The sequence below is a fragment of the Streptomyces sp. CB02414 genome (assembly GCF_001905385.1).
Classification (GTDB): domain Bacteria; phylum Actinomycetota; class Actinomycetes; order Streptomycetales; family Streptomycetaceae; genus Streptomyces.
The window spans coordinates 1116816-1139175 of sequence record NZ_LIPF01000001.1 but is presented as its reverse complement, the minus strand read 5'-3'; the positions used below and the strand labels follow the sequence as shown (position 1 = coordinate 1139175).

The 22360-nt window shown below is 70.5% G+C and carries 19 protein-coding genes, 2 tRNA genes and 2 pseudogenes; 12 read left to right on the top strand and 11 right to left on the bottom strand.

Going from position 1 to position 22360, the window contains the following annotated elements; all coding sequences use genetic code 11:
- Window positions 1-102 precede the first annotated feature (102 nt).
- The 5 genes and pseudogenes from AMK11_RS37760 to AMK11_RS05125 form a co-directional block, all read left to right on the top strand.
- Window positions 103-255: pseudogene (locus AMK11_RS37760) on the top strand (2-aminoethylphosphonate ABC transporter substrate-binding protein); the annotation flags it as partial.
- Between the two features lie 112 nt (window positions 256-367).
- Window positions 368-1147: an HAD-IIA family hydrolase gene (locus AMK11_RS05140; RefSeq protein ID WP_073723466.1), complete on the top strand. Its 780-nt coding sequence runs from the start codon at window positions 368-370 to the stop codon at window positions 1145-1147.
- A 122-nt stretch (window positions 1148-1269) separates the two neighbouring features.
- A complete protein-coding gene (locus AMK11_RS05135) occupies window positions 1270-1839 on the top strand; it encodes a hypothetical protein (protein ID WP_073723465.1) in 570 nt (189 codons plus the stop codon).
- Between the two features lie 2 nt (window positions 1840-1841).
- Window positions 1842-2537, top strand: a complete 696-nt coding sequence (locus tag AMK11_RS05130; RefSeq protein ID WP_073723463.1) for a class F sortase — start codon at window positions 1842-1844, stop codon at window positions 2535-2537.
- A gap of 79 nt (window positions 2538-2616) precedes the next feature.
- Window positions 2617-3654 (top strand): glycoside hydrolase family 6 protein, encoded by a 1038-nt coding sequence (locus AMK11_RS05125; protein ID WP_073723461.1) that lies wholly within the window; start codon window positions 2617-2619, stop codon window positions 3652-3654.
- A 100-nt stretch (window positions 3655-3754) separates the two neighbouring features.
- Here AMK11_RS05125 and AMK11_RS05120 read toward each other — a convergent pair whose 3' ends face one another.
- The 3 genes from AMK11_RS05120 to AMK11_RS05110 form a co-directional block, all read right to left on the bottom strand.
- Entirely contained in the window at window positions 3755-5692 is a 1938-nt protein-coding gene (locus tag AMK11_RS05120) for a kelch motif-containing protein (protein ID WP_073723459.1), read from the bottom strand.
- On the bottom strand, window positions 5689-7680 hold the full coding sequence (locus tag AMK11_RS05115; protein ID WP_073723457.1) for a glycosyltransferase family 2 protein: 1992 nt from the start codon (window positions 7678-7680) through the stop codon (window positions 5689-5691). Before AMK11_RS05115 ends, AMK11_RS05120 begins: the two co-directional genes overlap by 4 nt.
- Window positions 7681-7971: 291 nt before the next feature.
- A tRNA-Lys gene (locus AMK11_RS05110) sits at window positions 7972-8045 on the bottom strand.
- 196 nt (window positions 8046-8241) lie between these two features.
- Here AMK11_RS05110 and AMK11_RS05105 point away from each other — a divergent pair.
- The 3 genes from AMK11_RS05105 to AMK11_RS05095 all read left to right on the top strand — a co-directional run bounded on the left by AMK11_RS05105 (window position 8242) and on the right by AMK11_RS05095 (window position 11187).
- Window positions 8242-9264, top strand: coding sequence for a peptidoglycan-binding protein (locus AMK11_RS05105; protein WP_073723455.1), 1023 nt, complete (start codon window positions 8242-8244; stop codon window positions 9262-9264).
- Between the two features lie 58 nt (window positions 9265-9322).
- The gene (locus AMK11_RS05100) at window positions 9323-10453 is read left to right on the top strand and encodes an SPFH domain-containing protein (protein WP_073723453.1); all 1131 of its coding nucleotides are present in this window, start codon (window positions 9323-9325) and stop codon (window positions 10451-10453) included.
- Between the two features lie 128 nt (window positions 10454-10581).
- Window positions 10582-11187 (top strand): lytic polysaccharide monooxygenase auxiliary activity family 9 protein, encoded by a 606-nt coding sequence (locus tag AMK11_RS05095; RefSeq protein ID WP_073723451.1) that lies wholly within the window; start codon window positions 10582-10584, stop codon window positions 11185-11187.
- Between the two features lie 61 nt (window positions 11188-11248).
- On the opposite strand, the gene AMK11_RS05090 is transcribed toward AMK11_RS05095, so the two are convergent.
- The 6 genes and pseudogenes from AMK11_RS05090 to ehuB all read right to left on the bottom strand — a co-directional run bounded on the left by AMK11_RS05090 (window position 11249) and on the right by ehuB (window position 15484).
- Window positions 11249-11322, bottom strand: a tRNA-Lys gene (locus AMK11_RS05090).
- A 111-nt stretch (window positions 11323-11433) separates the two neighbouring features.
- Window positions 11434-12190 (bottom strand): annotated as a pseudogene (locus tag AMK11_RS05085) (IclR family transcriptional regulator).
- Between the two features lie 229 nt (window positions 12191-12419).
- The gene (ehuA, locus tag AMK11_RS05080; protein ID WP_073723449.1) at window positions 12420-13205 is read right to left on the bottom strand and encodes an ectoine/hydroxyectoine ABC transporter ATP-binding protein EhuA; all 786 of its coding nucleotides are present in this window, start codon (window positions 13203-13205) and stop codon (window positions 12420-12422) included.
- Window positions 13195-13845 (bottom strand): ectoine/hydroxyectoine ABC transporter permease subunit EhuD, encoded by a 651-nt coding sequence (gene ehuD / locus AMK11_RS05075; protein ID WP_073723447.1) that lies wholly within the window; start codon window positions 13843-13845, stop codon window positions 13195-13197. The genes ehuA and ehuD overlap by 11 nt, the downstream gene beginning before the upstream one ends.
- Window positions 13845-14558: an ectoine/hydroxyectoine ABC transporter permease subunit EhuC gene (gene ehuC, locus AMK11_RS05070; RefSeq protein ID WP_073723445.1), complete on the bottom strand. Its 714-nt coding sequence runs from the start codon at window positions 14556-14558 to the stop codon at window positions 13845-13847. Before ehuC ends, ehuD begins: the two co-directional genes overlap by 1 nt.
- The gene (ehuB, locus tag AMK11_RS05065; RefSeq protein ID WP_073723443.1) at window positions 14555-15484 is read right to left on the bottom strand and encodes an ectoine/hydroxyectoine ABC transporter substrate-binding protein EhuB; all 930 of its coding nucleotides are present in this window, start codon (window positions 15482-15484) and stop codon (window positions 14555-14557) included. Before ehuB ends, ehuC begins: the two co-directional genes overlap by 4 nt.
- A gap of 107 nt (window positions 15485-15591) precedes the next feature.
- Here ehuB and AMK11_RS05060 point away from each other — a divergent pair, with 107 nt between their 5' ends.
- Window positions 15592-16086 (top strand): DUF3830 family protein, encoded by a 495-nt coding sequence (locus AMK11_RS05060; RefSeq protein ID WP_073723409.1) that lies wholly within the window; start codon window positions 15592-15594, stop codon window positions 16084-16086.
- Here the strand turns inward: AMK11_RS05060 and AMK11_RS05055 are convergent.
- Both AMK11_RS05055 and AMK11_RS05050 read right to left on the bottom strand, forming a co-directional pair.
- The gene (locus AMK11_RS05055) at window positions 16067-17482 is read right to left on the bottom strand and encodes an amidase (protein ID WP_073723407.1); all 1416 of its coding nucleotides are present in this window, start codon (window positions 17480-17482) and stop codon (window positions 16067-16069) included. The two genes, AMK11_RS05060 and AMK11_RS05055, sit on opposite strands and share 20 nt — an antisense overlap.
- Before the next feature lie 23 nt (window positions 17483-17505).
- Window positions 17506-18492, bottom strand: coding sequence for a D-2-hydroxyacid dehydrogenase (locus tag AMK11_RS05050; protein ID WP_073723405.1), 987 nt, complete (start codon window positions 18490-18492; stop codon window positions 17506-17508).
- 234 nt (window positions 18493-18726) lie between these two features.
- Here AMK11_RS05050 and AMK11_RS05045 point away from each other — a divergent pair, with 234 nt between their 5' ends.
- The 3 genes from AMK11_RS05045 to AMK11_RS05035 all read left to right on the top strand — a co-directional run bounded on the left by AMK11_RS05045 (window position 18727) and on the right by AMK11_RS05035 (window position 22271).
- A complete protein-coding gene (locus AMK11_RS05045; protein ID WP_073723403.1) occupies window positions 18727-19596 on the top strand; it encodes a maleate cis-trans isomerase family protein in 870 nt (289 codons plus the stop codon).
- Entirely contained in the window at window positions 19593-20324 is a 732-nt protein-coding gene (locus AMK11_RS05040; protein WP_073723401.1) for a maleate cis-trans isomerase family protein, read from the top strand. The genes AMK11_RS05045 and AMK11_RS05040 overlap by 4 nt, the downstream gene beginning before the upstream one ends.
- Before the next feature lie 381 nt (window positions 20325-20705).
- A complete protein-coding gene (locus AMK11_RS05035) occupies window positions 20706-22271 on the top strand; it encodes a pectate lyase family protein (protein WP_073723399.1) in 1566 nt (521 codons plus the stop codon).
- Window positions 22272-22360: the final 89 nt, after the last annotated feature.

Genomic DNA, 22360 nt, shown 5'->3' with positions numbered 1-22360 from the left:
CCTCGACCCTCATACCAGCAGGGCACCCCTGCGGGGGTATGCCTCCCGCCTCCTGCGACGGCACCCCCATCTCATCAAGGCCAAGCACGACTTCGGCGGCGAGCGGCCCGCCAGGACGTCAAGGCCACCGACGCCAACGCCATCGCCCTGACCAAGCTGATGGACGGCGTCGAGGTCTTCGAACCCGACTGGGACGACATCGAGAAGAACCTCACCTCCTACATCGACGCCTGGAAGGAAGCCACCGGGAGCTGAGAGGCCGCCGGAAGCCGAGAAGTCTCCGGAAGCTGAGACGGGCGTTCCCACAAGATCCCGCGCTGTCTAGGCTGGGGCGCACGCCGGACCACGCAGGCAGGAGATCCCGGACATGGCAGACCGCAAGCCCATCGAGTCGTGGCTCACCGATATGGACGGGGTCCTCATCCACGAGGGTGTGCCGATCCCCGGCGCCGACGCCTTCATCAAGCGGCTCCGGGAGTCCGGCAAGCCCTTCCTGGTCCTCACCAACAACTCCATCTACACCCCGCGCGACCTGCACGCACGGCTGCGCCGCATGGGCCTGGAGGTGCCGATCGAGTCGATCTGGACGTCGGCGCTGGCCACCGCCAAGTTCCTGGACGACCAGCGGCCCGGCGGCTCGGCGTACGTCATCGGCGAGGCCGGCCTGACCACCGCCCTGCACGACATCGGCTACATCCTCACCGACCACGACCCCGACTACGTCGTCCTCGGCGAGACCCGCACCTACTCCTTCGAGGCCATGACGAAGGCGGTCCGGCTGATCAACGCCGGCGCCCGTTTCATCTGCACCAACCCCGACGAGACCGGCCCCTCCACCGAGGGGCCGCTCCCGGCGACCGGCGCGGTGGCGGCGCTGATCACCAAGGCGACCGGCAAGCAGCCGTACTTCGCGGGCAAGCCCAACCCGCTGATGATGCGCACCGGACTCAACGCGATCGGCGCCCACTCCGAGACCAGCGCGATGATCGGCGACCGCATGGACACCGACGTACTGGCGGGCATGGAGGCCGGGATGCAGACCTTCCTGGTCCTCACCGGCCTGACCCGGCCGGAGCAGGTGGAGGACTTCCCGTACCGCCCGTCCAAGGTGGTCGACTCCATCGCGGACCTGGTCGAACGGGTCTGAGAACCGTGAAGCGCCGGTAAACCCGCCCGCCCCCGCTGTAACCCGTTCGGAGCAGCCGGGCCCCCGCGCAGGATGCGGGGGCCCCTCCCGCGGGGGAGTCTCCAGGTAACTGGAGGTGCACGATGGGCTCACTGAAAGTCACTCTCTGTACCGGAGCCGCGGCGGCTGCGGCGACCGCCGTGCTCGCCCCGATCGCGGTCGCACCCACCGCGTACGCGGTGGACTCGGGCGGCGTCTCGGTGTCACCGTCCACCCCGGCCCCCGGCAGCGACGTCGAGCTCCGCGTGGCGGACTGCACCGAGAAGACGGCCGTCGCCGTGTCGGCGGCGTTCGTCTCGGACGCCAAGCTCACCCTGGCCGCGCAGGACGGCGTCCTGGTCGGGGCCGGCACGGTCCGCTCCACCATGGCGGCCGGCGCGTACGTCGTCCAGGTCAAGTGCGGTGACGACGCGCGCAAGGGCACCGTCACCGTCGCCGAGCGGGAGCGCCGGGCCGCACCCGCCTCGCCCGTCGCCCCCGTCGATGCGGGCGGTGGCGGCACCGCACAGCTCGCCGCCTCCGAGAGCCGCGACGAGGCCCGGCCCGAGCCCCCCGGCACGGCGCACACCGTGACCGGCCTGGTCCTCGCCGGCATCGCCGCCGTCGCCGTCGCGCTGCGCGGGGTCCGCAGCCGGAGCCGCGGGACGGACTGACCATGTCCGAAACGGACGAACAGGACCAGCGACGCCTCGTCGGTTCCGTCGGCCCCGGCGGCCGCCTGGTGACCGGCATCGCCTGGACGGTGCTGCTGCTCGGGCTGTGGCTGTGGGGCCGCGAGGCCACCGACGTGCGCGAGGGCATCTCCGTACCGGCCACCGGCGACATGGCGGCGGCCGGCCGGCCCCCCGACATACCGCTGCCCCCCGCCCACGCGCCCCTCGGCGACGCCCCGCCGCAGCGCCTCGACATCCCCGGGCTCGGCATCAGCGCCCCCGTCCTGGCCAGCGGCCTCGACACCAAGGGCGCCATCGAAGCACCGCCCTTCGACCACCCCGGCTCCGTCGGCTGGTACGCGGACGGGGTGACACCGGGAGCGGCCGGGACCGCGCTCATGGTCGGCCACGTCGACACCGAGACGAAGCCCGCCGTCTTCTACGAGGTGAGCACCCTGGAACCCGGCGAGACGATCCGCGTGGTCCGCGAGGACGCCCGGGTCGCCGAGTTCACCGTCGACGACGTCCAGGTCCTCACCCGCGACGGCTTCGACGCCCAGCAGGCCTACGGCCCGCGCGACACCGGCCGCGCCGAGCTCCGCCTGATCACCTGCGGCGGGACCTTCGACCGCGCCACGAACAGCTACACGGCCAACGTGGTGGTCTCGGCGTACCTCACCGGGACGGGTGGCACGTAGGGGCTGCCCCGGGTCCCTCGTGGGTGCCGGAGGCGTATGTCAGGATTGAGCCTCCAAATAGTGCACCCAGGGGGGTTGGATGTACGGCAGCAGGGGGGCCGGAACGATGTCCACGAGGCGGGCGTCCGCGGTGGTGCTGGGGGCGGCGCTGCTGCTCGCGGGCTGCTCCTCGTCGGGAGACGGGGACGACAAGGGCAAGGACAAGGCCAAGGACGCGGGGGCCGGGATCACGCAGCAGCCGAAGGAGGCGGACCCGTTCTGGGTCAACCCGGACGGCAACGCGGCCCAGCAGCTGGCGGCGCTGCAGGAGTCCGGCAAGAAGGACCAGGCCGCGCAGATCCGCAAGATCGCCCAGCAGCCGACCGGCGAGTGGATCAGTCCGGAGAACCCCGAGGAGCAGGCCCGCGGCTTCACCGAGGCCGCCGAAGAGGCCGGCCGCACCGCGCTGCTCGTCCTTTACAACATCCCGCACCGCGACTGCGGCCAGTACTCGGGCGGCGGTGCCGCCGACGGCAACGCCTACCGCGACTTCATCGACGGCGTCGCCAAGGGCATCGGCGACCGCTCCGCCACGGTCATACTCGAGCCGGACGCGGTGCTCCACCTGGTGGACGGCTGCACCCCGGAGCAGTTCCACGAGGAGCGCTACGACCTCCTCAAGGGCGCCATCGCCAAGCTCTCCGCGCTGAAGGACACCAAGGTCTACCTGGACGCGGGCAACGCCGGCTGGGGCCACCCCGACCAGATCTTCGAGCCGCTGAAGTGGGCGGGCATCGACCAGGCGGACGGCTTCTCGGTCAACGTCTCGAACTTCTACACCACCGAGGACTCCATCGCCTACGGCAAGCAGCTCTCCGCCAAGGTCGGCGGCAAGCACTTCGTCATCGACACCAGCCGCAACGGCAACGGCCCCTACACGGAGGGCGACCCGGGCGAACGCTGGTGCAACCCGCCGGGCCGGGCCCTCGGCGAAACCCCGACCACGAAGACCGCCGACCCCCTGGTCGACGCCTACCTCTGGGTCAAGCGCCCAGGAGAGTCGGACGGCGAATGCAAGGGCGGCCCGAAGGCGGGCGAGTGGTGGCCCGAGTACGCCCTGAAACTGGCGCAAGGCTAAACGCCCCTAGGGGCGCGGGGCTGTGACATTTGCGGCTACCGCCGCGTGCGCGCGACAAGCCACAGCGCTCCCGCACCCCTAGTCACAACCCGCGGGAGCGCTACGGCACGTGCACCCACTCCGCCTTGGAAGGCGTCCCCTCCCCGTCAGTCACGAACATCATGTACCACCCCGACTGAACCAGGTTCTTGTTCTCCGGCACCGTCACCGTCAACTGATCCCCGTCCGCCTTGAAGTCCAGCGCGATCGACCGCTGATCCACGTCGGTGACATGCGTCGACGCGCTCGGCCGGATCAGCCGCACCTTCTTGATCGACTCCGCCGCCCGGGACGTGAACGTCCCCGACTCACCACGCTCGATGGTCTTCGGCCCCCCGGAAAGATCCGGACGGGAGTCCCGGTAGAGATACGGCGGCGTGTAGATCTCGATGCGCTGCTCGAACTTGCCCGGCTTGGTGTTCGCCTTGTCGGCGTAGAGCGAGTCCGAGCCGAAGAACATCACGCGCCCGTCGGGCAGCAGGATCGAACCGGAGTGGTAGTTCCGGCCCACCAGCGGGTCGGCGATCCGCTCGAACTCGTTCGTGTCCGGGTGGTACAGCCGGGCCTCGAGGATGTTGGAGGCGCTGCGGCCCCGGTAGTCCTCCGAGCCGCCGGAGACCAGCACGCTGTCGTCGGGCAGGACCGAGGCCTGCGGGTAGCGCGTGCCCTTCCCCAGTGACGGTCCGTCGACGAACTTCGGGTCGTCGGCCTTGAGGTCGGCGATCCGGGTCTTCTCGCTGGCCTTCTTGGACTCGCCGACGCCGCCGCCGCCGATCACCATGTACTTCTCGTCCTGCGCCGGCGGCAGCAGCACGGTGTTGGCGGTCTCCAGCATGTCGGGGTCGCTCATGCCGGGGACCTCGGTGAACTTGTTGGTCTTCAGGTCCCAGATGCCCGGGTCGCGGCCCACGTCGGCGGGTCCGTAGCCGGCGTTCGCACCCGAGTAGAAGATCTTGCCGTTCTGCATCAGGAACAGCGCCGGGTACGTCGGGAACTGGCGGACCTTGCCGGTGTACTCCCACGTCTTGGTCTCGGGATCGTAGACCTCGCTCTTGCCCGGGACGATCTGGCCGATCTCGTCGAGGCCGGAGACGCTGAGGATCCTGCCGTCGCTCAGCGTGGTGAGCGTCGGGTACCAGCGGGCCTCGTTCATCGGGTCGACCTTGATGTACTTCTCGGCGACCGGGTCGAACTCGAAGGCGTCCCGGATGCCCTGGAAGTCCTTCTTGTCGAGGGCGAGCTTCTCGGCGATGCCGTACGTGTTGCGCGCGTCGTCGCCCGACAGGCCCTGGACGGTGTAGTTGTCCTGGGTGCCCGTCTGGTACTTCCGGCCGCTCTTCTCCGCCTCGACGTAGATCCGGCCGAGGCCCGGGTCGTTGCGCAGGAACTTGCCGGTCTCCTCGTCGAAGACCTTCTCGGCGCGCGGCACCAGCACCGGGTCCTTGGAGACGAACGTCTTGCCGTTCTCCTTGCCGGTGAACTTGGTGCCCGCCGGGAGGGTGATCGGCTTGTCCGGGTTCTCGTTGTGGACGATCATCAGGCCGCCGGCCTTGGTGACGTCACCCTTGAGCTTCTCGTACCGCTTGGTGCCGCCCGCGATCAGCAGGTTGCCGTTGGCGAGCTGGGTGTGGCCGGTGCAGAACAGGTCGGTCGGCGTCGGCACCTTCTTGATGGTGCCCTTGACCGGGTCCCAGATCCGGGTGTCGTACTGCTTCGCGTCGAAGTTGTCCTGGTTGTTGCCCGACCCCGCGACGAGCAGCACCTTGCCGGTGCGCAGCAGCGCCGCGTGGATGGTGTTCTGCCGGTACTCCTCGGGGAACTCGACGATCTCCCACTTGCCGTTGGCGGCCTTGTACTCCGGCTGATTGATCTTGTACTGGTGGTATTTCTCGGTTCCGAAGCGGTAGAGCCACGGCCCGTTCATCCCGGCCAGCGCGACTACCACCGCCGTGCCTATCGCGAAGCGACGGGCCCGGCGGCGGCCGGCACGGTCCTTCATTCCTTACGTCCCCCAAGTCCACCAAGGGCGATCTGCATGGTCTGGTCGTTGCCCCCGTCGGCGGAGGCTGCCCAGCTGGGCTTCTGCTGCGGCGCGTGCGAGGCATGCGGTGCGTGCGGCGCGTACGCCTGCTCCGGCGCCGGCTGCTGCGACGGAACCCGGGGCTCGGGCTCCGCCGCCACGACCGGCGGTTGCTTCTTCGCCTTCCGGAGTTCGTGGCGCCACGCGAACATAGGCGAGGCGGTGATCAGCAGCGCGAACGTCGCCCAGATGATCATCGCGGGGTGCGCGTGGCCGAAGACGAAACCGGCGGTGATCGAGGCGCCGAAGATCACGATGAAGTACCAGTGGTACCGGAAGGTGCCGAACAGGGTGTCCGGGCTGGCCGAGTCGCCCTTCGGGGTCACCACGAACTTGCTCTTGCGGCGCAGCATCGAGTCAATGAGCGCCTTCGCGTACAGCGGCGCGGACAGCGCGGACATCACCATGCCGGCCACACCGCCGGAACCCTCCGGCTCGTGCGGCGAGACGTTGTGGCGGCGGTTCCAGACGTACAGGCCGATCTGGAGCGCGGAGGCGTTGCCGTAGAGCATCAGCCAGACGGCCGGGTCGATGTTGACGCCCGAGGCGCCCAGGCCCAGGAACAGGGCGCAGCTGATCGCCGCCAGGATCCAGTTCAGGGCCGACATCGGGTAGAAGATGATCATCATCGTGTAGTTGAAGAGCTTGCTCGGCGGGAGCGAGTACCAGCCCTTCCAGTACTGCTTGAGGATCGTCTCGTAGGTCCCCCGGGACCAGCGCATCTGCTGGGTGAAGAAGTCCGTCCAGGCGTTCGGGCCCTCGCCGACGGCGAGTACGTCCGGGGTGTAGACCGAGCGCCACTTGCGGCCGGTGGCCGGGTTCTTGTGGCGGTGGATCTCGAAGCCGGTCGCCATGTCCTCGGTGATCGAGTCGTACAGACCGCCGATCTGCTTGAGCGCCTTGATGCGCACCGCGTTCGACGTGCCCACGAACATAGGGGAGCCGTAGCGGTTGCCGGCGCGCTGGATCAGGGCGTGGAAGAGGAACTGCTGGGACTCGGCGGCCTTGGTGATCGGGTTGTCGTAGTTGCCGTAGACCTGCGGGCCGATGACGAAGCCGACGTCCGGGTCGCGGAAGAAGCCGAGCATCCGCTCCAGGTAGTTCGGCAGCGGCACGTGGTCGGTGTCGACGGAGGCGAAGAAGTCGTAGTCGTCGCCGTGCGCGTCCAGCCAGGCGTTGTAGTTGCCGTGCTTGGTCTTGGCGCGGTGCGGGCCCTTGGGCATGTTCCACTTCGCGACGCCCTTGCGGGAGAAGTGGTGCACGCCCAGGCGCTCGCAGACCGCCTTCACCTCGGGGTCGTCGCCCTCGTCGAGGAGCCAGACGTGCATCAGACCGCGGTGGCGGATCTTGACGGCCGCCTCCAGGGTCTTCGTCACCATCTCCAGCGGCTCCTTGCCGGGCACGAAGGAGGTGAGGAAGGCGACGCGGGTGCCGGTCTCGGGCACCACCGGGATCGGGTCCCGGGCGACCAGGGTCGCGTGCGCGTTCGACAGCACGTTCAGGCAGCGGAACAGCTCGATCAGGCCGATCGACACCAGCATCACAATGTCGAGCGTGGGCAGCCAGTCGAAGGCCGGGTAGTCGCGCTCGGTCCAGTGCGTGGGCTGGAGCAGCCAGACCAGCAGCACCACCGACAGCAGCGGGGCGGCGGCCAGCATCAGGGCGACCCGGATGCGGTGCGGCTCCTGCGAGATCAGCGAGCGGTACTGGACCTTGTACGGTTTGTGCGGGTCCGGCTGGGTGAGGGGCCCCGCGAGCCGGCTGTAGTGCTCGTAGTCGTACCTCGGCAGGGCCTTTTTTATCCGGCGGAAAGAGCCGGTGTTCCAGTTCCGATGCGCAGGCACCCTGAGCTGCGTGGTCTGGGACGGGTCGTGGTCCTGCCCGGCGCCCGTCGGCGTCGACGTCATGAGTCATCCCCCCACACGCGCGTCACGCGTGTTTCGTCGCTTCCATCGCCCGCTCGGGTCCCCCTCGACCTTCACGGACGTAACAGTGGTGGGTTGCGGTCACCACGGCATCCACACCTTATAGACATGGAACAGCGACCCCCGGTTGCATGATGCCCCCCTCGGCATTCCCTCGGCACCCGGCCCCCCAACCGGACCAGGGTTCTACGGTGTTCACCATGATCGCAAGATGCCCGGAGGCCGGGTACGCCGAAGGCCCCCCGCGTGCTGCGGGGGGCCTTCGGTCGTCTGTGCGCCGCCAGGGACTCGAACCCCGGACCCGCTGATTAAGAGTCAGCTGCTCTAACCAACTGAGCTAGCGGCGCCTGCTGACCTGCACAACTCTACCCGATGCCGGCCGGTGCTCCGGACCGCCCGAAGGGCCCCGGCGTGAGCGCCCCGGCGCCCGTGTACATCATTCGGACCGTCAGCATGCGCGCGAGGAGGACAGTTGAGAAACTGTCCGGCATGTACCGATGTGTACCTTCGCGGACATTTTCGCCGGGAGTGTGAGGGAATCGCATGGAGACTGCTCCCGTGTTCGAGGAATTCGATCCCGCGGACGACTGCGACTGTGCCGGCTGCCGTCACTGGCACCGGGTCCTGCCGCACTCCCGGACCGGCCGCGCCGGCGCCCATCCGGCGGCCCGCCGTGCGCTGATCGTGGCCACCGCCGCGGCCTCCGCACTCGGCACGGGCGCCTGGGCGGCGGTCCCGGCCGCCGCCCACGCGGCCCACCGGCCCGGCGTCGCGGCGGACGACGTGCCCGACACCCCGCAGGGGCCGCGGGCGCCGCTGCACGGCCCGGCCGGACTGCCGTCGGTGCCCCCGGCGGGCACGGCCCCGGCCGCGATCACCCGTACGGAGATCATCGAACGGGCCCAGACCTGGGTCACCGCGAAGGTGCCCTACAGCATGACCGCCTACTGGTCCGACGGTTACCGGCAGGACTGCTCGGGCTATGTCTCGATGGCCTGGAAACTGCCCACCAACGAATGGACCGGCAGCCTCGGCACCTTCGCCGACCGCATCACCAAGGAGGAACTCCAGCCCGGCGACATCCTGCTCTTCCACAACGCGGCCGACCCCCAGAAGGGCTCCCACGTGGTGATCTTCGGCGGCTGGACGGACTCCACGCACACCTCGTACCTCGCCTACGAGCAGACCCCGCCGCACACCCGGAAGCAGTCCACGCCCTACGCCTACTGGAGCGACTCGGCCAAGTACCTGCCGTACCGCTACAAGGGGGTCACCGCGGCCACCGCCGGGGCCGAGGCGCAGGTACCGGTCCCCGCCTCGCACGGCGTGGCCGGATACCCGGGGCGGGCGATGTTCCGGCCGGGCGCGGAGAACCCGTACGTCACCCGGCTGGGCAGGCAGCTGGTGAAGAAGGGATTCGGCACCCACTACGCGACCGGGCCGGGTCCGCGCTGGGGCGAGGCGGACCGGCGGGGCGTCGAGGCCTTCCAGCGCGCCCAGGGCTGGCGCGGGGGCGCGGCGGACGGCTACCCGGGCCCGGAGACCTGGCGGCGGCTCTTCTCCTGACCGCCCGCCGCGGTGATCACCCGTTCATGACGCATCTGGCGCGGAGGCTGGAGCACGCATGAGTACGACCTCTTCCACGAACCCGGACACGGGCGGCCGTGGCGGCCCGGCGGAGACCGGTCAGCGGTCCGTCCGGCTCATCCACAACGAGGCCACCACCGAGATCCCCGTCCACCTCCTCTTCCGCGACGATCCCGCCCCGGCGCCGGTGCCCCTGCGGCCCGCGGTCGTCGGCCGCCGGCAGGGCACGGGAGAGCAGCCCCGCACCCGCCGCCAGGTCGCCGCGCGCACGGTGCCGGCGGTGCGGACCGACCCGGAGCTGACGGAGCGTCCGGCGCGGGTGCTGCCCGGCGCGGCGGGCGTGGCCGCCGGTGCCTGCGGAGCGGCGGGCTGCGCGGTCACCTCCTGGTGGGCGGGGCTGGTGCCGCCGCTCGCAGCCCAGGCGCTGGGGCTGCCGGCGCACGCCGGTGCCGGGCTCGGGCCCGCGCAGTGGGCGGCGTACGCGGCCGCCGGGGCGCTGGGGCTGTTCGGGTTCGGCGGGCTGGCCCGGGGGCGGACCGGGCGGGCCTGGGTGCTCGGTCTGTTCGGCCGTTACCGGGGGACGGTGCGGCGCACCGGTCTGATGTGGGTCAACCCGCTGCTGCTGCGCCGCCGGGTGGACGTGCGGCTGCGGCACTGGCGCAGCGAGCCGATGCCCGCGGCCGACGCCAACGGGGTGGCGCTGAGGGCGGTGACGCTGGTGGTGTGGCGGGTGCGGGACACCGCGAAGGCCACGCTGGGCGTCGAGGACCACGAGGCGTATCTGCGCGAGTGCGTCGAGGCGGCGCTGGCCCGCGTCCCGGTGGAGCCGCTCGGCACGGTCCGCAGCTCGGCCGACGTGGCGGGCGAGACGCTGACCCGGCTGGTCGCGGCGGACGCGGCGCCGGTCGGCCTGGAGGTGTTCTCGGTGCGGCCGGTCCGGGCGGAGTACGCCCCCGAGGTCGCCGCCGCGATGCACCGGCGCCGGCTCGCCGCGCTGGACGCGGCCCAGCGGGCCAGCGTGCTCACCTCGGTCGTGGACTCGGTGGAGGACACGGTGACCCGGCTGACCATGCGCGGGCTGGTCGAACTCGACGACTACGAGCGCAAGGTGCTGGTGAAGGACCTGACGGTGGCGTTCTGCGCCGGGCGGGGGGAGGCGGGGGACTGAGGCGCCCGCAGGGCCCGGGGCCGGGTTCCGTAATTGGTATGGACATGTTCAACTAACGGCAATAATCTGAGACTTGGTCTAGACCTGCACGGCTCACTGAACCTCCCCCACGTCACAGGAGCAGCAGCATGCGCACAAGGACCAAGTTGTATGCCGCCGCGGTGGGCATGGCGACCACCGGAGCCCTCGTGCTCTCGTCCGGCGGCGCCAGCGGCCACGGCTACACCGACCTGCCGGTCAGCCGGCAGAAGCTCTGCCAGAACGGCGGCGTCAGCAACTGCGGCGCCATCCAGTGGGAACCGCAGAGCGTCGAGGGGCCCAAGGGCTTCCCGGCGGGCGGACCGGCCGACGGCCGGATCTGTTCCGCGAACAACGGCCGGTTCTCCCAGCTCGACAGCCCGAAGACGCCGAACGGACAGGCGTGGCCGACCACCAGGGTGAACGGCGGACAGAGCTACACCTTCCGCTGGCAGTTCACCGCCCGGCACGCCACGACCGACTTCCGGTACTACGTCACCAAGCCGGGCTGGAACCAGAACCACAACCTGTCCCGGTCCGACCTCAACCTCACCCCGTTCTTCACGGTGCCCTACGGCGGCAAGCAGCCGCCGGCCACGCTCTCCCACACCGGCAGGCTGCCGTCCGGGCTGAGCGGGCACCACGTGATCCTCGCGGTGTGGACGGTCGCCGACACGGGCAACGCGTTCTACGCGTGCTCGGACGTGACCTTCTGACCGGGGCCGGCCCGGCAACGCGCGAAGGCCCCCTCGCCTGGGCGAGGGGGCCTTCATGCTGTGCGCCGCCAGGGACTCGAACCCCGGACCCGCTGATTAAGAGTCAGCTGCTCTAACCAACTGAGCTAGCGGCGCATGACTCCCGCCGTCCGCTTCCCGCGGCCGGCGACGAGAAAAATACTACCCGGTCCCCGGGGGTGCTCGTGACCACCGGGGTGTGAGCCGGGTCCCAGGGCCGGACAGATACTAGATCGCCAGCGACAGCAGCACCGGTGCCGCGCTCCGGTTCAGCTCGTCGGCGGCCCGCCGCAGCCGGTGGGCGTGCTCGATGGGCAGGGACAGCGCGAGACAGCCCACGGCGGAACCGGCCGTGATCGGCACGGCCGCGCAGACCGTGCCCACCGCGTACTCCTGGAGGTCGAGGACGGGCACGGTGGGCGGCTGGGACTCCAGCCGGGACAGCAGCAGGCGGTCGCTGGTGATGGTGCGCGAGGTCAGGCGGGCCATCTTGTGCCGGGCCAGGTGGTCGCGGCGGCCCGCGTGGTCCAGCTGGGTCAGCAGGCTCTTGCCGACCGCGGTGGCGTGCGCCGAGACTCGGAAGTCCACCCACTCGTTCACCTTGGGCGTGGCCGGGCTGTCCGCGTACTGGGTGACGCTGACCTCGCCGTCCACGTACCGGCTGATGTAGACGGCCGCGCCCACCGAGTCGCGCAGCCGGTCCAGGGTGTGCTGGAGCTGCTCGCGCAGGGCCTCCTCGCGGCCGTGGGCCGAGCCCAGGAGGGCCAGCGCCTCCCCGGTGACGTACGCCCCGTCGGCGCTCTGCTCGACGTAGCCCTCGCGGCGCAGCATGCGCAGGAGGGGGACCAGCCGCTCCCGGTCCAGGCCGGTCTGCCGGGCGATCTCGGAGTCGGTGACCCCGGTGGTGTGCCGCGCCACCGTCTCCAGGGCGCAGGGCGTCCTGGGCCGAGTGGTGCGGCGCGGTCGGCTTGTGCTGCAGCGCCACGGTGGTCTCCCCCTGCGCTTCGCTGGTAGGCCCCTGCCCCTGTCCCTGCCTGTGCCCCCGACCGGACAGCGGATCCCTTTCACGATAGCCGCCAAAAGGGCTGGTGTGAGGGGGTGTTGGGGAAGTTCCGCCGCCCTGGTCTGCGGCGCTGGCCCGCTGGTATATGCCAGCGGCGTGCCCCAACGTCCCGACCTCGGGTGTTGGGGCACGCCGCCGTGCCATCAGGGCGTCACAGCACCGCGCTGAGGAACTCCCGTGTCCGGTCGTGCTCCGGCTCGCTGAAGATCTTCTCCGGCGGACCGGCCTCGATGACCCGGCCCGAGTCGAACATCAGGACCTGGTCCGAGATGTCGCGGGCGAAGTTCATCTCGTGGGTCACGCACAGCATGGTGATGTCCGTGGTGCGGGCGATGTCCCGCAGCAGGTCGAGGACGCCCGCGACCAGCTCGGGGTCGAGCGCCGAGGTCACCTCGTCGAGGAGGAGCACCTTCGGGCGCATCGCCAGTGCCCGGGCGATCGCCACGCGCTGCTGCTGGCCGCCGGAGAGCTGGGCGGGACGCGCGTCGCACTTGTCGGCCAGGCCCACCATGTCGAGCAGCCCCTTGGCCCGCTCGACCGCCTCGTCCTTGGACATCCCGAGGACCGTGACCGGCGCCTCGGTGATGTTGCGCAGGACGCTCATGTTCGGGAACAGGTTGAACTGCTGGAACACCATCCCGATCTGCTTGCGGACCTCGCGCCGCTCCTTCTCGGTCGCCGGGAAGAGCTTCTGCCCGTCCACGGTGATCGTGCCCTCGTCGGGCTTGAGGAGCGTCATCAGCAGCCGCAGGATCGTCGTCTTGCCCGACCCGGAGGGGCCGATCAGGGTGACGTGCTTGCCGGCGTCGACGGAGAAGTCCAGGTGGTCGAGGACGGTGTTCTCCCCGAACCGCTTGGTGACCTGCTCCAGGCGTATCAGCTCGCCGGAGCTGCGCTCGGGGCTCTTCTCGGGGTTGGGGAGAGTGTCAGTGGGCAAGGCGTCGCTCCAGGGCTCGCAGGGCAAGGGAGGCCAGGTAGGAGATGACGATGAAGGCCACGCCGATCACCGTCAGGGGCTCGGTGAACTGGAAGTTCTGCTGCGAGAACAGCCGCGCCTCGCCGAGCATCTCCAGCACCGTGATCGCCATCAGCAGCGGCGTGTCCTTCAGCATGGAGATCACGTAGTTGCCGAGGGCGGGCACCACACGGCGGATCGCCTGCGGCAGGATCACGGCCGTCCAGGTCCGCCCCACCGGCAGGTTCAGCGCCGTCGCGGCCTCCCACTGGCCGACCGGCACCGCCTCGATGCCGGCCCGGTAGACCTGCATCGTGTACGTCGAGTAGTGCAGGCCGATGGCGATCACACCGGTGGTGAGCGCCGAGGCGGTCACCCCCCACTCGGGCAGCACGTAGAAGAGGAAGAACAGCTGCACCAGCAGCGGGGTGTTGCGCACGAACTCGGTGACCACCCCGACGGGCCAGGTCACGAAGCGGGACGGCACCCGCATCAGCAGCGCCCACACCAGTCCGAGGGCGAACGACACCGCCGACCCCAGGACCAGGATCTGCAGGGTGACCAGCAGACCGTCCCAGAAGTGCGGCATGAAGTCGGAGACCGCGCTCCAGTCCCACTTCATCAGACGGCACCCCCCACGTTGGTCGCCTCAGGGCGCTTCAGTTCGGTGTCGGGCTTGCGTACGGGTGCCTTCCCGACGCCCGCCTTCAGCTTCTTCTCCAGACCGCGCATCACCCGCGTGAGCAGGAACGCGATCACGAAGTAGATAAGCAGGATGTACGTGTAGATCTCCGCGCTCTCCTGCAGCGCGAGGCGCACCAGGTTGCCGCTGAACGCCAGGTCGCCCATGCCCATGATCGACACCAGGGCGGTGCCCTTGAGCAGCTCGATCAGCAGGTTGGAGAAGGGCGGGATCATCTCCGGCACCGCCTGCGGCAGCAGGATCAGCCGCATCCGCTGCCAGGGCGTGAAGCTGAGGGCGATGCCGCCCTCCTTCTGCGCCGGGTCGACCGCGGCGAGCGCGCCGCGCACGATCTCGGAGCCGTACGCCCCGTAGGTCAGGCCCAGCGCCAGCGTGCCCGCCCACATCGGCACCAGCTGCCAGCCGAAGGCCGGCGGCAGCACGAAGAACACCCAGAAGATCATCACCAGCGCCGAGGTCCCGCGGAACACCTCGGTGTAGAGGCCCGACAGGAAGCGGACGACCCACAGCCGGTGGGTGCGGCCGACGCCGATCACGAAGGAGACGGCGGTGGCCAGCAGCGCGCTGAAGAAGAGCAGCTGGACGGTGACCCAGACGCCCTGGAGTACGAGTTCCCACAGTCCCGAGGTCATCCGCCGCAGAGCTCCTTCGCGGTCAGATCGGTCATCTCGTTCTCGGTGAAACCGAAGGGCTTGAGGATGCGCAGCAGTTCGCCGCTCTTCTTGAGCTTCTGCAGCTCGACGTTGAAGGCGTCCCGCAGGTTGGTCTCGTTGGGCCGGAAGGCGAAGCCGCCGCCGTCGACCTTCGGCTTGCCGTCGATGATCGGCGAGAAGGGCTCGGTCGCCTCGGCCTTGGTGGACTTCTTCACCACCTCGCGGACGGTCAGCGCCGTACCCGCGAAGACGTCCACGCGCCCGGACTCGACGGCGTTGAGTCCGGCCACCTGGTCGGGGACGATCAGGATGTCGTCCTCCTTGATGCCGTGCTCCACCGCGTAGGCGATCTCGGCGTAGCCGGTGCCGGTCGCGAACTTGGCCTTCTTCTCGAAGACGTCCTTGTAGTTGTGCAGCCCGAGCGGATTGCCCTTGCGCACGATGTACGCGTCGAGCATCTGGTAGTCGGGGTCCGAGAAGATGACCTGCTGGCAGCGGTCGGGGTTGATGTACATCCCGGCCGCCACCACGTCGAACTGCTGCGACGCCAGACCCGGGATGAGGGAGCCGAACTCCGTCGGCACCGGCTGCACCCGGTCCACTCCGAGCCGCTTGAAGATGACCTTCGCCAGCTCCGGCGCCTCGCCGGTCAGCTCACCGTTCTTGTCGATGTACCCGAAGGGGATCTCGCCCGCGATGCCGAGCCGGGCCACGCCCTGTGCCTTGAGCCGGTCGAGAAGGTCACCGCCTTCCACGCCGGACCCGGCGGCCACCCGTGAGCAGCCGGCCGCTCCCAGCGCGCCGAGCGCCGCGACCCCCGCGAGCAGCGACCGGCGAGTGGGTCCGGCTGTTGTGGACCTTTGGTCGGATATACCCCGTAGAGGGGTTCTGTGTGGTGGAGCCATGGGCGCGCAGCTACCCGAAGCCGGGCCGGTTATGCCGATCTTTTTCAGTCCGATACCTCGGCCCGGCGCCCTTGACCGCGGCGCCCCGGGGCACTGCCATGGAGGGCATGGCTGATCGCTACATCGAAGTCTCGCTGGTCAAACGCGGAATCACCTGCCGGGCCCAACTGCTGGACGACCGGGCCCCGATCACCTGCGCGGCGGTCTGGGACGCGCTCCCCCTGGGCGGCGACGTGTATCACGCCAAATACGCCCGTAACGAGATCTACGCCCTCTTTCAACCCTTCGCGGCATCCGAACCACCGCTGGAGAACCCCACCGTGACGCCCATTCCGGGCGACCTGTGCTATTTCGCCTTCGCGGGTGCCGAGTTGGGAACCAAGGCGTACGGCTACGACCGCGAGGTCCGGCCGGGCACCACCCTCGTCGACCTCGCCCTTTTCTACGAGCGCAACAACCTGCTCCTGAACGGAGACGTCGGCTGGGTGCCCGGCACCGTCTGGGGCCGTGTCACCGAGGGCCTCGACGCGATGGCCGAGGCCTGTAACGACCTGTGGCGCACGGGAGCGGCGGGGGAGACCCTCAGCTTCCGGCGGGCGTAGGCGAAGCCGGACGCGAGGCGGGCGGGCCCGACTCGTACAGCGCGTGTGCGGCCCGCAGGACCAGGTCGTCCCGGTGGCGGGCCGCCACCAGTTGCAGACCGATCGGCAGCCCGTCCCCGTCGCTCCCCACCGGCACGGTCGCCGCGGGCTGCTGGGTCAGGTTGAACGGGTAGGTGAACGGCGTCCACCCCGTCCACCGCCGGTGCCCCGAGCCCTTGGGGACCTCGGCTCCCGCCTCGAACGCCGTGATGGGCAGTGTCGGCGTGACCAGCAGGTCGTACGCCTCGTGGAAGCGGCCCATCCGCCGGCCCAGCTCCATCCGGATGTCCACCGCGGCCAGGTAGTCCAGTGCCGAGTACCGCGCCCCCGCGCCGACGACGTCCCGCAGCCCCGGGTCGAGCAGCTCCCGCTGTCCCGCCCTCAGGTGCTGCACCACGCGGGCCGCCCCGCTGAACCACAGGGTGTGGAAGGCGTCCACCGGGTCCGTGAAGTCCGGGTCGCTCTCCGTCACGTACGCGCCCAGCTCCGCCAGCCGCTCCACGCCGCGCCGCACCGCGCGAGCCACCGCGGGACGCACCGCCACCTGCCCGCCGAGCGAGGGCGAGTACGCCACCCGCAGGCCCCGCACCCCTTCGGCGAGCGCGTCCGTGTACGACCCGGGCGCCGGGCCCAGCGCCGACCAGTCCCGGGCGTCGGGCGTGCCGATCACGTCCAGCATCAGCGCCGCGTCCGCCGCGTCCCGGGTCATCGGGCCGACGTGCGCGAGGGTGCCGAACGCGCTCGCCGGGTAGAGCGGCACCCTGCCGTACGTCGGTTTCAGGCCGAAGATCCCGCAGAAGGAGGCGGGGATGCGCACGCTGCCCCCGCCGTCCGTGCCGAGCGCCAGCGGACCCGCCCCGCGCGCGACGGCCGCCCCCGCGCCCCCGCTGGAGCCGCCCGCCGTGCGGCTCGGGTCGTGCGGGTTGCGGGTCACGCCGGACAGCGGCGAGTCCGTCACGCCCTTCCAGCCGTACTCGGGCGTCGTCGTCTTGCCGATGAACACGGCGCCGTGCTCGCGCAGCCGGGCGACGGAGGGCGCGTCCTCGTCCCACGGACCGTCCGGGGAGACCGCCCGGGAGCCGCGCAGGGTCGGGTGCCCCCGCGTGAGCAGGATGTCCTTCACGGTGACCGGCACCCCGTCCAGCCGCCCGCCCGGCTCCCCGCGCCGCCACCGCTCCTCGGACCGCCGGGCCTGCTCCAGCGCCTCCTCGCCGGTCAGCCGGACGAACGCGTTCAGCTCCGGCTGGATCCGTTCGGCCCGCTCCAGGGCCGAACGGGTGACATCCACCGGGCTGAAATCACCCTTGCGGTAGCCGTCGACGAGCTGTACGGCGGTCAGCTCCGTGAGGTCGGTCATGCACCCTCCCGTTTCCAGGGACGTCAGTGTCCGGGCACGTATCCACGCTTCTTGTCGACCACGTTCGCCAGTGGCTCGCCGGCCGCCCAGCTCTCGAACAACTCCACGAACTGCGCCCCGAGTTCGTCCCGCCAGCCGATCACGTCCCCGCTCATGTGCGGCGAGACGATCAGATCGGGTACGTCCCACAGCGGGCTGTCGGCGGCGAGCGGCTCGTGGCTCAGCACGTCCAGGGCGGCGCCCGCGATCCAGCGGCTGGTCAGCGCCTCGGCGAGATCGTCCTCGACGACCAGCTGACCGCGCCCCACGTTCACGAACCGCGCGGACGGCTGCATCACGCCGAACCGCCGGGCGTCGAACATGCCGCGCGTGTCGTCGGTCAGCGGCGCCGCCGCGACCACCCAGTCGGCGCGGGTCAGCAGCCGGTCCAGCTCGCCCGGCCCGTGGACACCGGGACGGGCGGTGCGGCCGACCAGCGCGACCGTGATGCCGAGCGCCTTCAGCGTCTGCGCGATCGCCCGCCCGATCGGCCCCGAACCGACCACGCAGGCGCGGGTTCCGGCCACCCGCAGCGTCTCGCGGTGCCGCCAGGTGCGCTCGCCCTGCAACCGCAGCGTGGTGGGCAGGTCCTTGGCCATCGCCAGGACGAGTGCGGCGACGTACTCGGCGATCGGCTGGTCGAAGACGCCGCGCGCGTTGGTCACCACCGTGTCCGACGCGGCCAGCTCCGGGCACATCAGGTGGTCCACGCCGGCGCTCGCGGTGTGCACCCAGCGCGGGCGCGGGGCGTCCCCCGGCCACGCCTTCCGCACGGCGTGCGAGGTGAAGTCCCACACGAGCAGCACGTCGGCGTGCGGCAGCCGCTCGGCGAGCGTCGACTCGTCGGCGTGCTCGATCCGCGCCCGGCCGGTGAGCCGGCCCAGCCGGGGGAGCGGCTCGGCGTCGAGCACGAGGAGGGTGGGCGCGGACGTGAGCGCGGACGGGTGCGTGGGGGGTGTGGACGTGGTCATCGGCGGGTCTGTCTCCGGGGGTCGCACGGGAGGGCGCACCGGTGCGTCGCACGGCGGTCGCGAGAGCGCGTCGCACGGGTGCTCGGAACGGGTTGACGGGGGACGGAACCGGCTGTTGACCTGGGAATGACGCGGGCGGATTGACCACGCTCGCACCAGAACCTACCTTCGTCAACACGGCCGTGCGTACGGTGCGTTGTCGTCTCCTCTCACAGTGTGAGGTCGGTGCGTGCCATGGACATCTCCTTTCTGGGCGGACCAGCTCCGCAACGCGGGGTCGGCGTGGTCGCCCCGTTCGACTTCGCACTCGATCGCGAGCTGTGGCGATGGGTGCCCGACGAGGTCTCGCTCCACATGACCCGAACCCCTTTTGTGCCCGTCGAGGTCAGTCTGGACCTCGCGCGCATGGTCAGCGAACACGAGACGCTCGGCGAGGCGGTGCGCACCCTCAACGCCATCGCCCCCGAGGTCGTCGCCTACGCCTGCACCTCGGGCAGCTTCGTCGGCGGCATCGCCGGTGAACGCGCGATGTGCGAGGCGATGACCTGGGCGGGCGCGGTCCCGTCCGTGACCACCTCCGGCGCGCTCCTGGACGCGCTGGCCGAGCTGGGCGTACGCCGGGTCGCGCTGGTGACGCCGTACACCGTCTCGGTGACCCGGGCGCTGGAGGCGTACGTCGCCGAGGCCGGCGTCGCCGTCACCGGCTGCGCCTTCATGGGCCTGACCCGGCACATCTGGAAGGTCCCGTACCGCGACGTGGCCGACATGGCGCGCCAGGCGGTACCGGCCGAGGGGTCGGCCGACGCCCTGTTCATCTCCTGCACCAACCTCCCCACGTACGACGTCATCCCGCAGCTGGAGGCCGAGCTGCGGATCCCGGTGATCTCGGCCAACCAAGTGACGATGTGGGCGGCGCTGCGCCGGCTGGGTACCCCTGCGGTGGGGCCGTACCAGGCGCTGACCGACCCGTCGGCGCGCACCGGTCCCGTGGTGCCGGGACCGGCCGGTCCCGCGGTGGCGGGTTCGGTCGGACCGGCGGTGGCGGACATGCCGGGCGTCTCGGACGGCCCGGACACGGATCAGCAGCAGGAAGGGTGGACATGACAGCACTGGGATTCCTGTACCCGGGCCACTCCGGCGAGGACGACTATCCACGCATCGAGCAGCTCCTGGGCAGCGACATCCGGGTGGACCTGGTGCACACGGACATCGGCGAGGACGCGCACCGGGTGGACGCCCTGCTGGAGATGGGCTCACCGCGGCGGCTGGCGGCCGGCGTGGAGGAGCTGCGGCTGTCGGGCGCCGACGCGGTGGTGTGGGCCTGCACCAGCGGCAGTTTCGTGCACGGCTGGGATGGCGCCCGGGAGCAGGTGCGCGCGCTGGCCCAGTCGGCGGGCCTCCCGGCCTCCTCGACCTCCTTCGCCTTCGTGCACGCGGCGAAGGAGCTGGGGCTCGGGCGGGTCGCGATCGGCGCGACCTACCCGGACGACGTGGCGCGGCTCTTCGCGGACTTCCTCGGCGCCGCCGGCATCGGGGTGACCGACGTCGTCAGCTCCGGGATCATCACGGCGGCGGAGGTCGGCACCTGGGGCGAGCCGGAGGTGCTGGCCCTGGCCCGCTCCGCCGACCGCCCGGACGCCGAGGCGGTCCTCCTCCCGGACACGGCCCTGCACTCGGTGGCCCACATCCCGGCCCTGGAGAAGGAGCTGGGCAAGCCGGTCCTCACGGCCAACCAGGTCACCGTCTGGGAGGGCCTGCGCCTGGCGGACCGCCGGGTCAACGCCCCCGAGCTGGGCGCGCTGTTCACGCGGGAGCCGGTGGTGCAGGCCTGAGAGGCCCGTGACACGCGAGAAGCCCGGTTCCGCAGCTGCGGAACCGGGCTTCTCCCTGGAGCGCTGGGCAGGCCTTGCACCTGCATTTCCCCACGGGAAGTGGGGCGTCTTTCCTTGGACCACCAACGCACTGCCGGTTCTTGGGGGTTGACCCCGTGATCAGGCAGCTTGAGCGTACCGCAGCTGCGTTCGGGGCGCACATCGGTGGTGGTGTGGTTCATGTATGTATCCACTGTGCGGCTACCTGAAATCAACTGAACCCTTGTCAGGTGTTGGGGTGCACCCTATTCTCACGCTCAGAAAGCGCTTTCCCAACTGTCTGATTGACATGATCACGACAGTATTGTCGTTCTGTCATGTGAAAACGAAGGGAAGACGAGGATGAGACGACCAGTCGCGCTGCGACTCCACGCCGCGCTGGCCACGTTGGCCGTCGCGGCGGCGACCGGTGTGGTGCTGTCCATGCCCGAGGCCGCGGCGGCGGCCGGCGGCGCCACCGGGTACGCGACCCAGAACGGCGGCACGACCGGCGGCGCGGGCGGCCAGACGGTCCGGGCGACCACCGGAACCCAGATCCACGAGGCCCTGTGCGGCCGCGCCAGCAGCAGCACCCCGATCACCATCGAGGTCGAGGGCACCATCAACCACGGCAACACCACCAAGGTGTCCGGCGACAGCTGCAGCACCGCGGCCGACAAGATCGAGCTCAAGCAGATCAGCAACGTCACCATCGTCGGCGTCGGCAGCGGCGCCGTCTTCGACCAACTGGGCATCCACATCCGGGAGTCCAGCAACATCATCATCCAGAACGTGACGGTCCGGAACGTCAAGAAGTCCGGCTCGCCCACCTCCAACGGCGGCGACGCCATCGGCATGGAGAGCGACGTTCGCAACGTCTGGGTCGACCACACCACCCTGGAGGCATCGGGCGGGGAGTCGGAGGGCTACGACGGCCTCTTCGACATGAAGGACAACACCCAGTACGTGACCCTGTCCTACAGCACCCTGCGCAACTCCGGCCGCGGCGGCCTGATCGGCTCCAGCGAGTCCGACCGCTCCAACGGCTACGTCACCTTCCACCACAACCTGTACGAGAACATCGACTCCCGCGCCCCCCTCCTGCGCGGCGGGATCGCCCACATGTACAACAACCACTACAAGAGCCTGAACGAGTCCGGCATCAACTCCCGGGCCGGCGCCAAGGCCAAGGTGGACCACAACTACTTCGAGGACTCCAAGGACGTCCTCGGCACCTTCTACACCGACCAGGCCGGCTCCTGGCAGGTCAGCGGCAACATCTACGACAACGTCACCTGGTCCGAGCCGGAGGGGGACAACAACCCGGCCGGCCCCGACCCGCAGTCCAACACCACGGTCTCCGTCCCGTACGCCTTCACCCTCGACGACGCCTCCTGCGTGCCCGGCGTGGTGAACAGCACGGCCGGCGCGAACAAGGGCCTGAAGGTCTCCGACGGCAACTGCACGCCGCAGACGCCCGACCCGACCGACCCGACGCCGGACCCCACCGACCCCACACCGGACCCGACGGACCCCACGCCGGACCCGACCGACCCGCCTACCGGCACCAACCTCAGCATCGGCGCCGGCTCCGACGGCTCCTCCAAGGCCGACGGCACCAGCTACGGCGACGTCCGCGACGGTGACCCGAGCACCTACTGGTCGCCGGACGGCACCACCGGCTCCGTCTCGGTCAAGTGGGGCGACGCCACCACCGTCTCGAAGATCAACATCCGGGAGGCAGCCGGCTCCGAGGGCACCATCGGCTCCTACCGGGTCGTGAACCACGACACCGGCGCCGTCCTGGCCTCCGGCAGCGGAGCGGGCGTCATCACCTTCCCGGCGGTATCCCTGGAGAAGATCACCTTCCAGATCACCGGCGCCTCGGGCACCCCGAAGGTCGCCGAGTTCGAGACCTACGCCGGTTAGCGGCGTCGCGTCCTCTCCTCCTCCGCGTCCGGTCCGGCACCCGCCGGGCCGGACGCCCACTTGCGCGGGCGCGGGACAATGGACGGTGG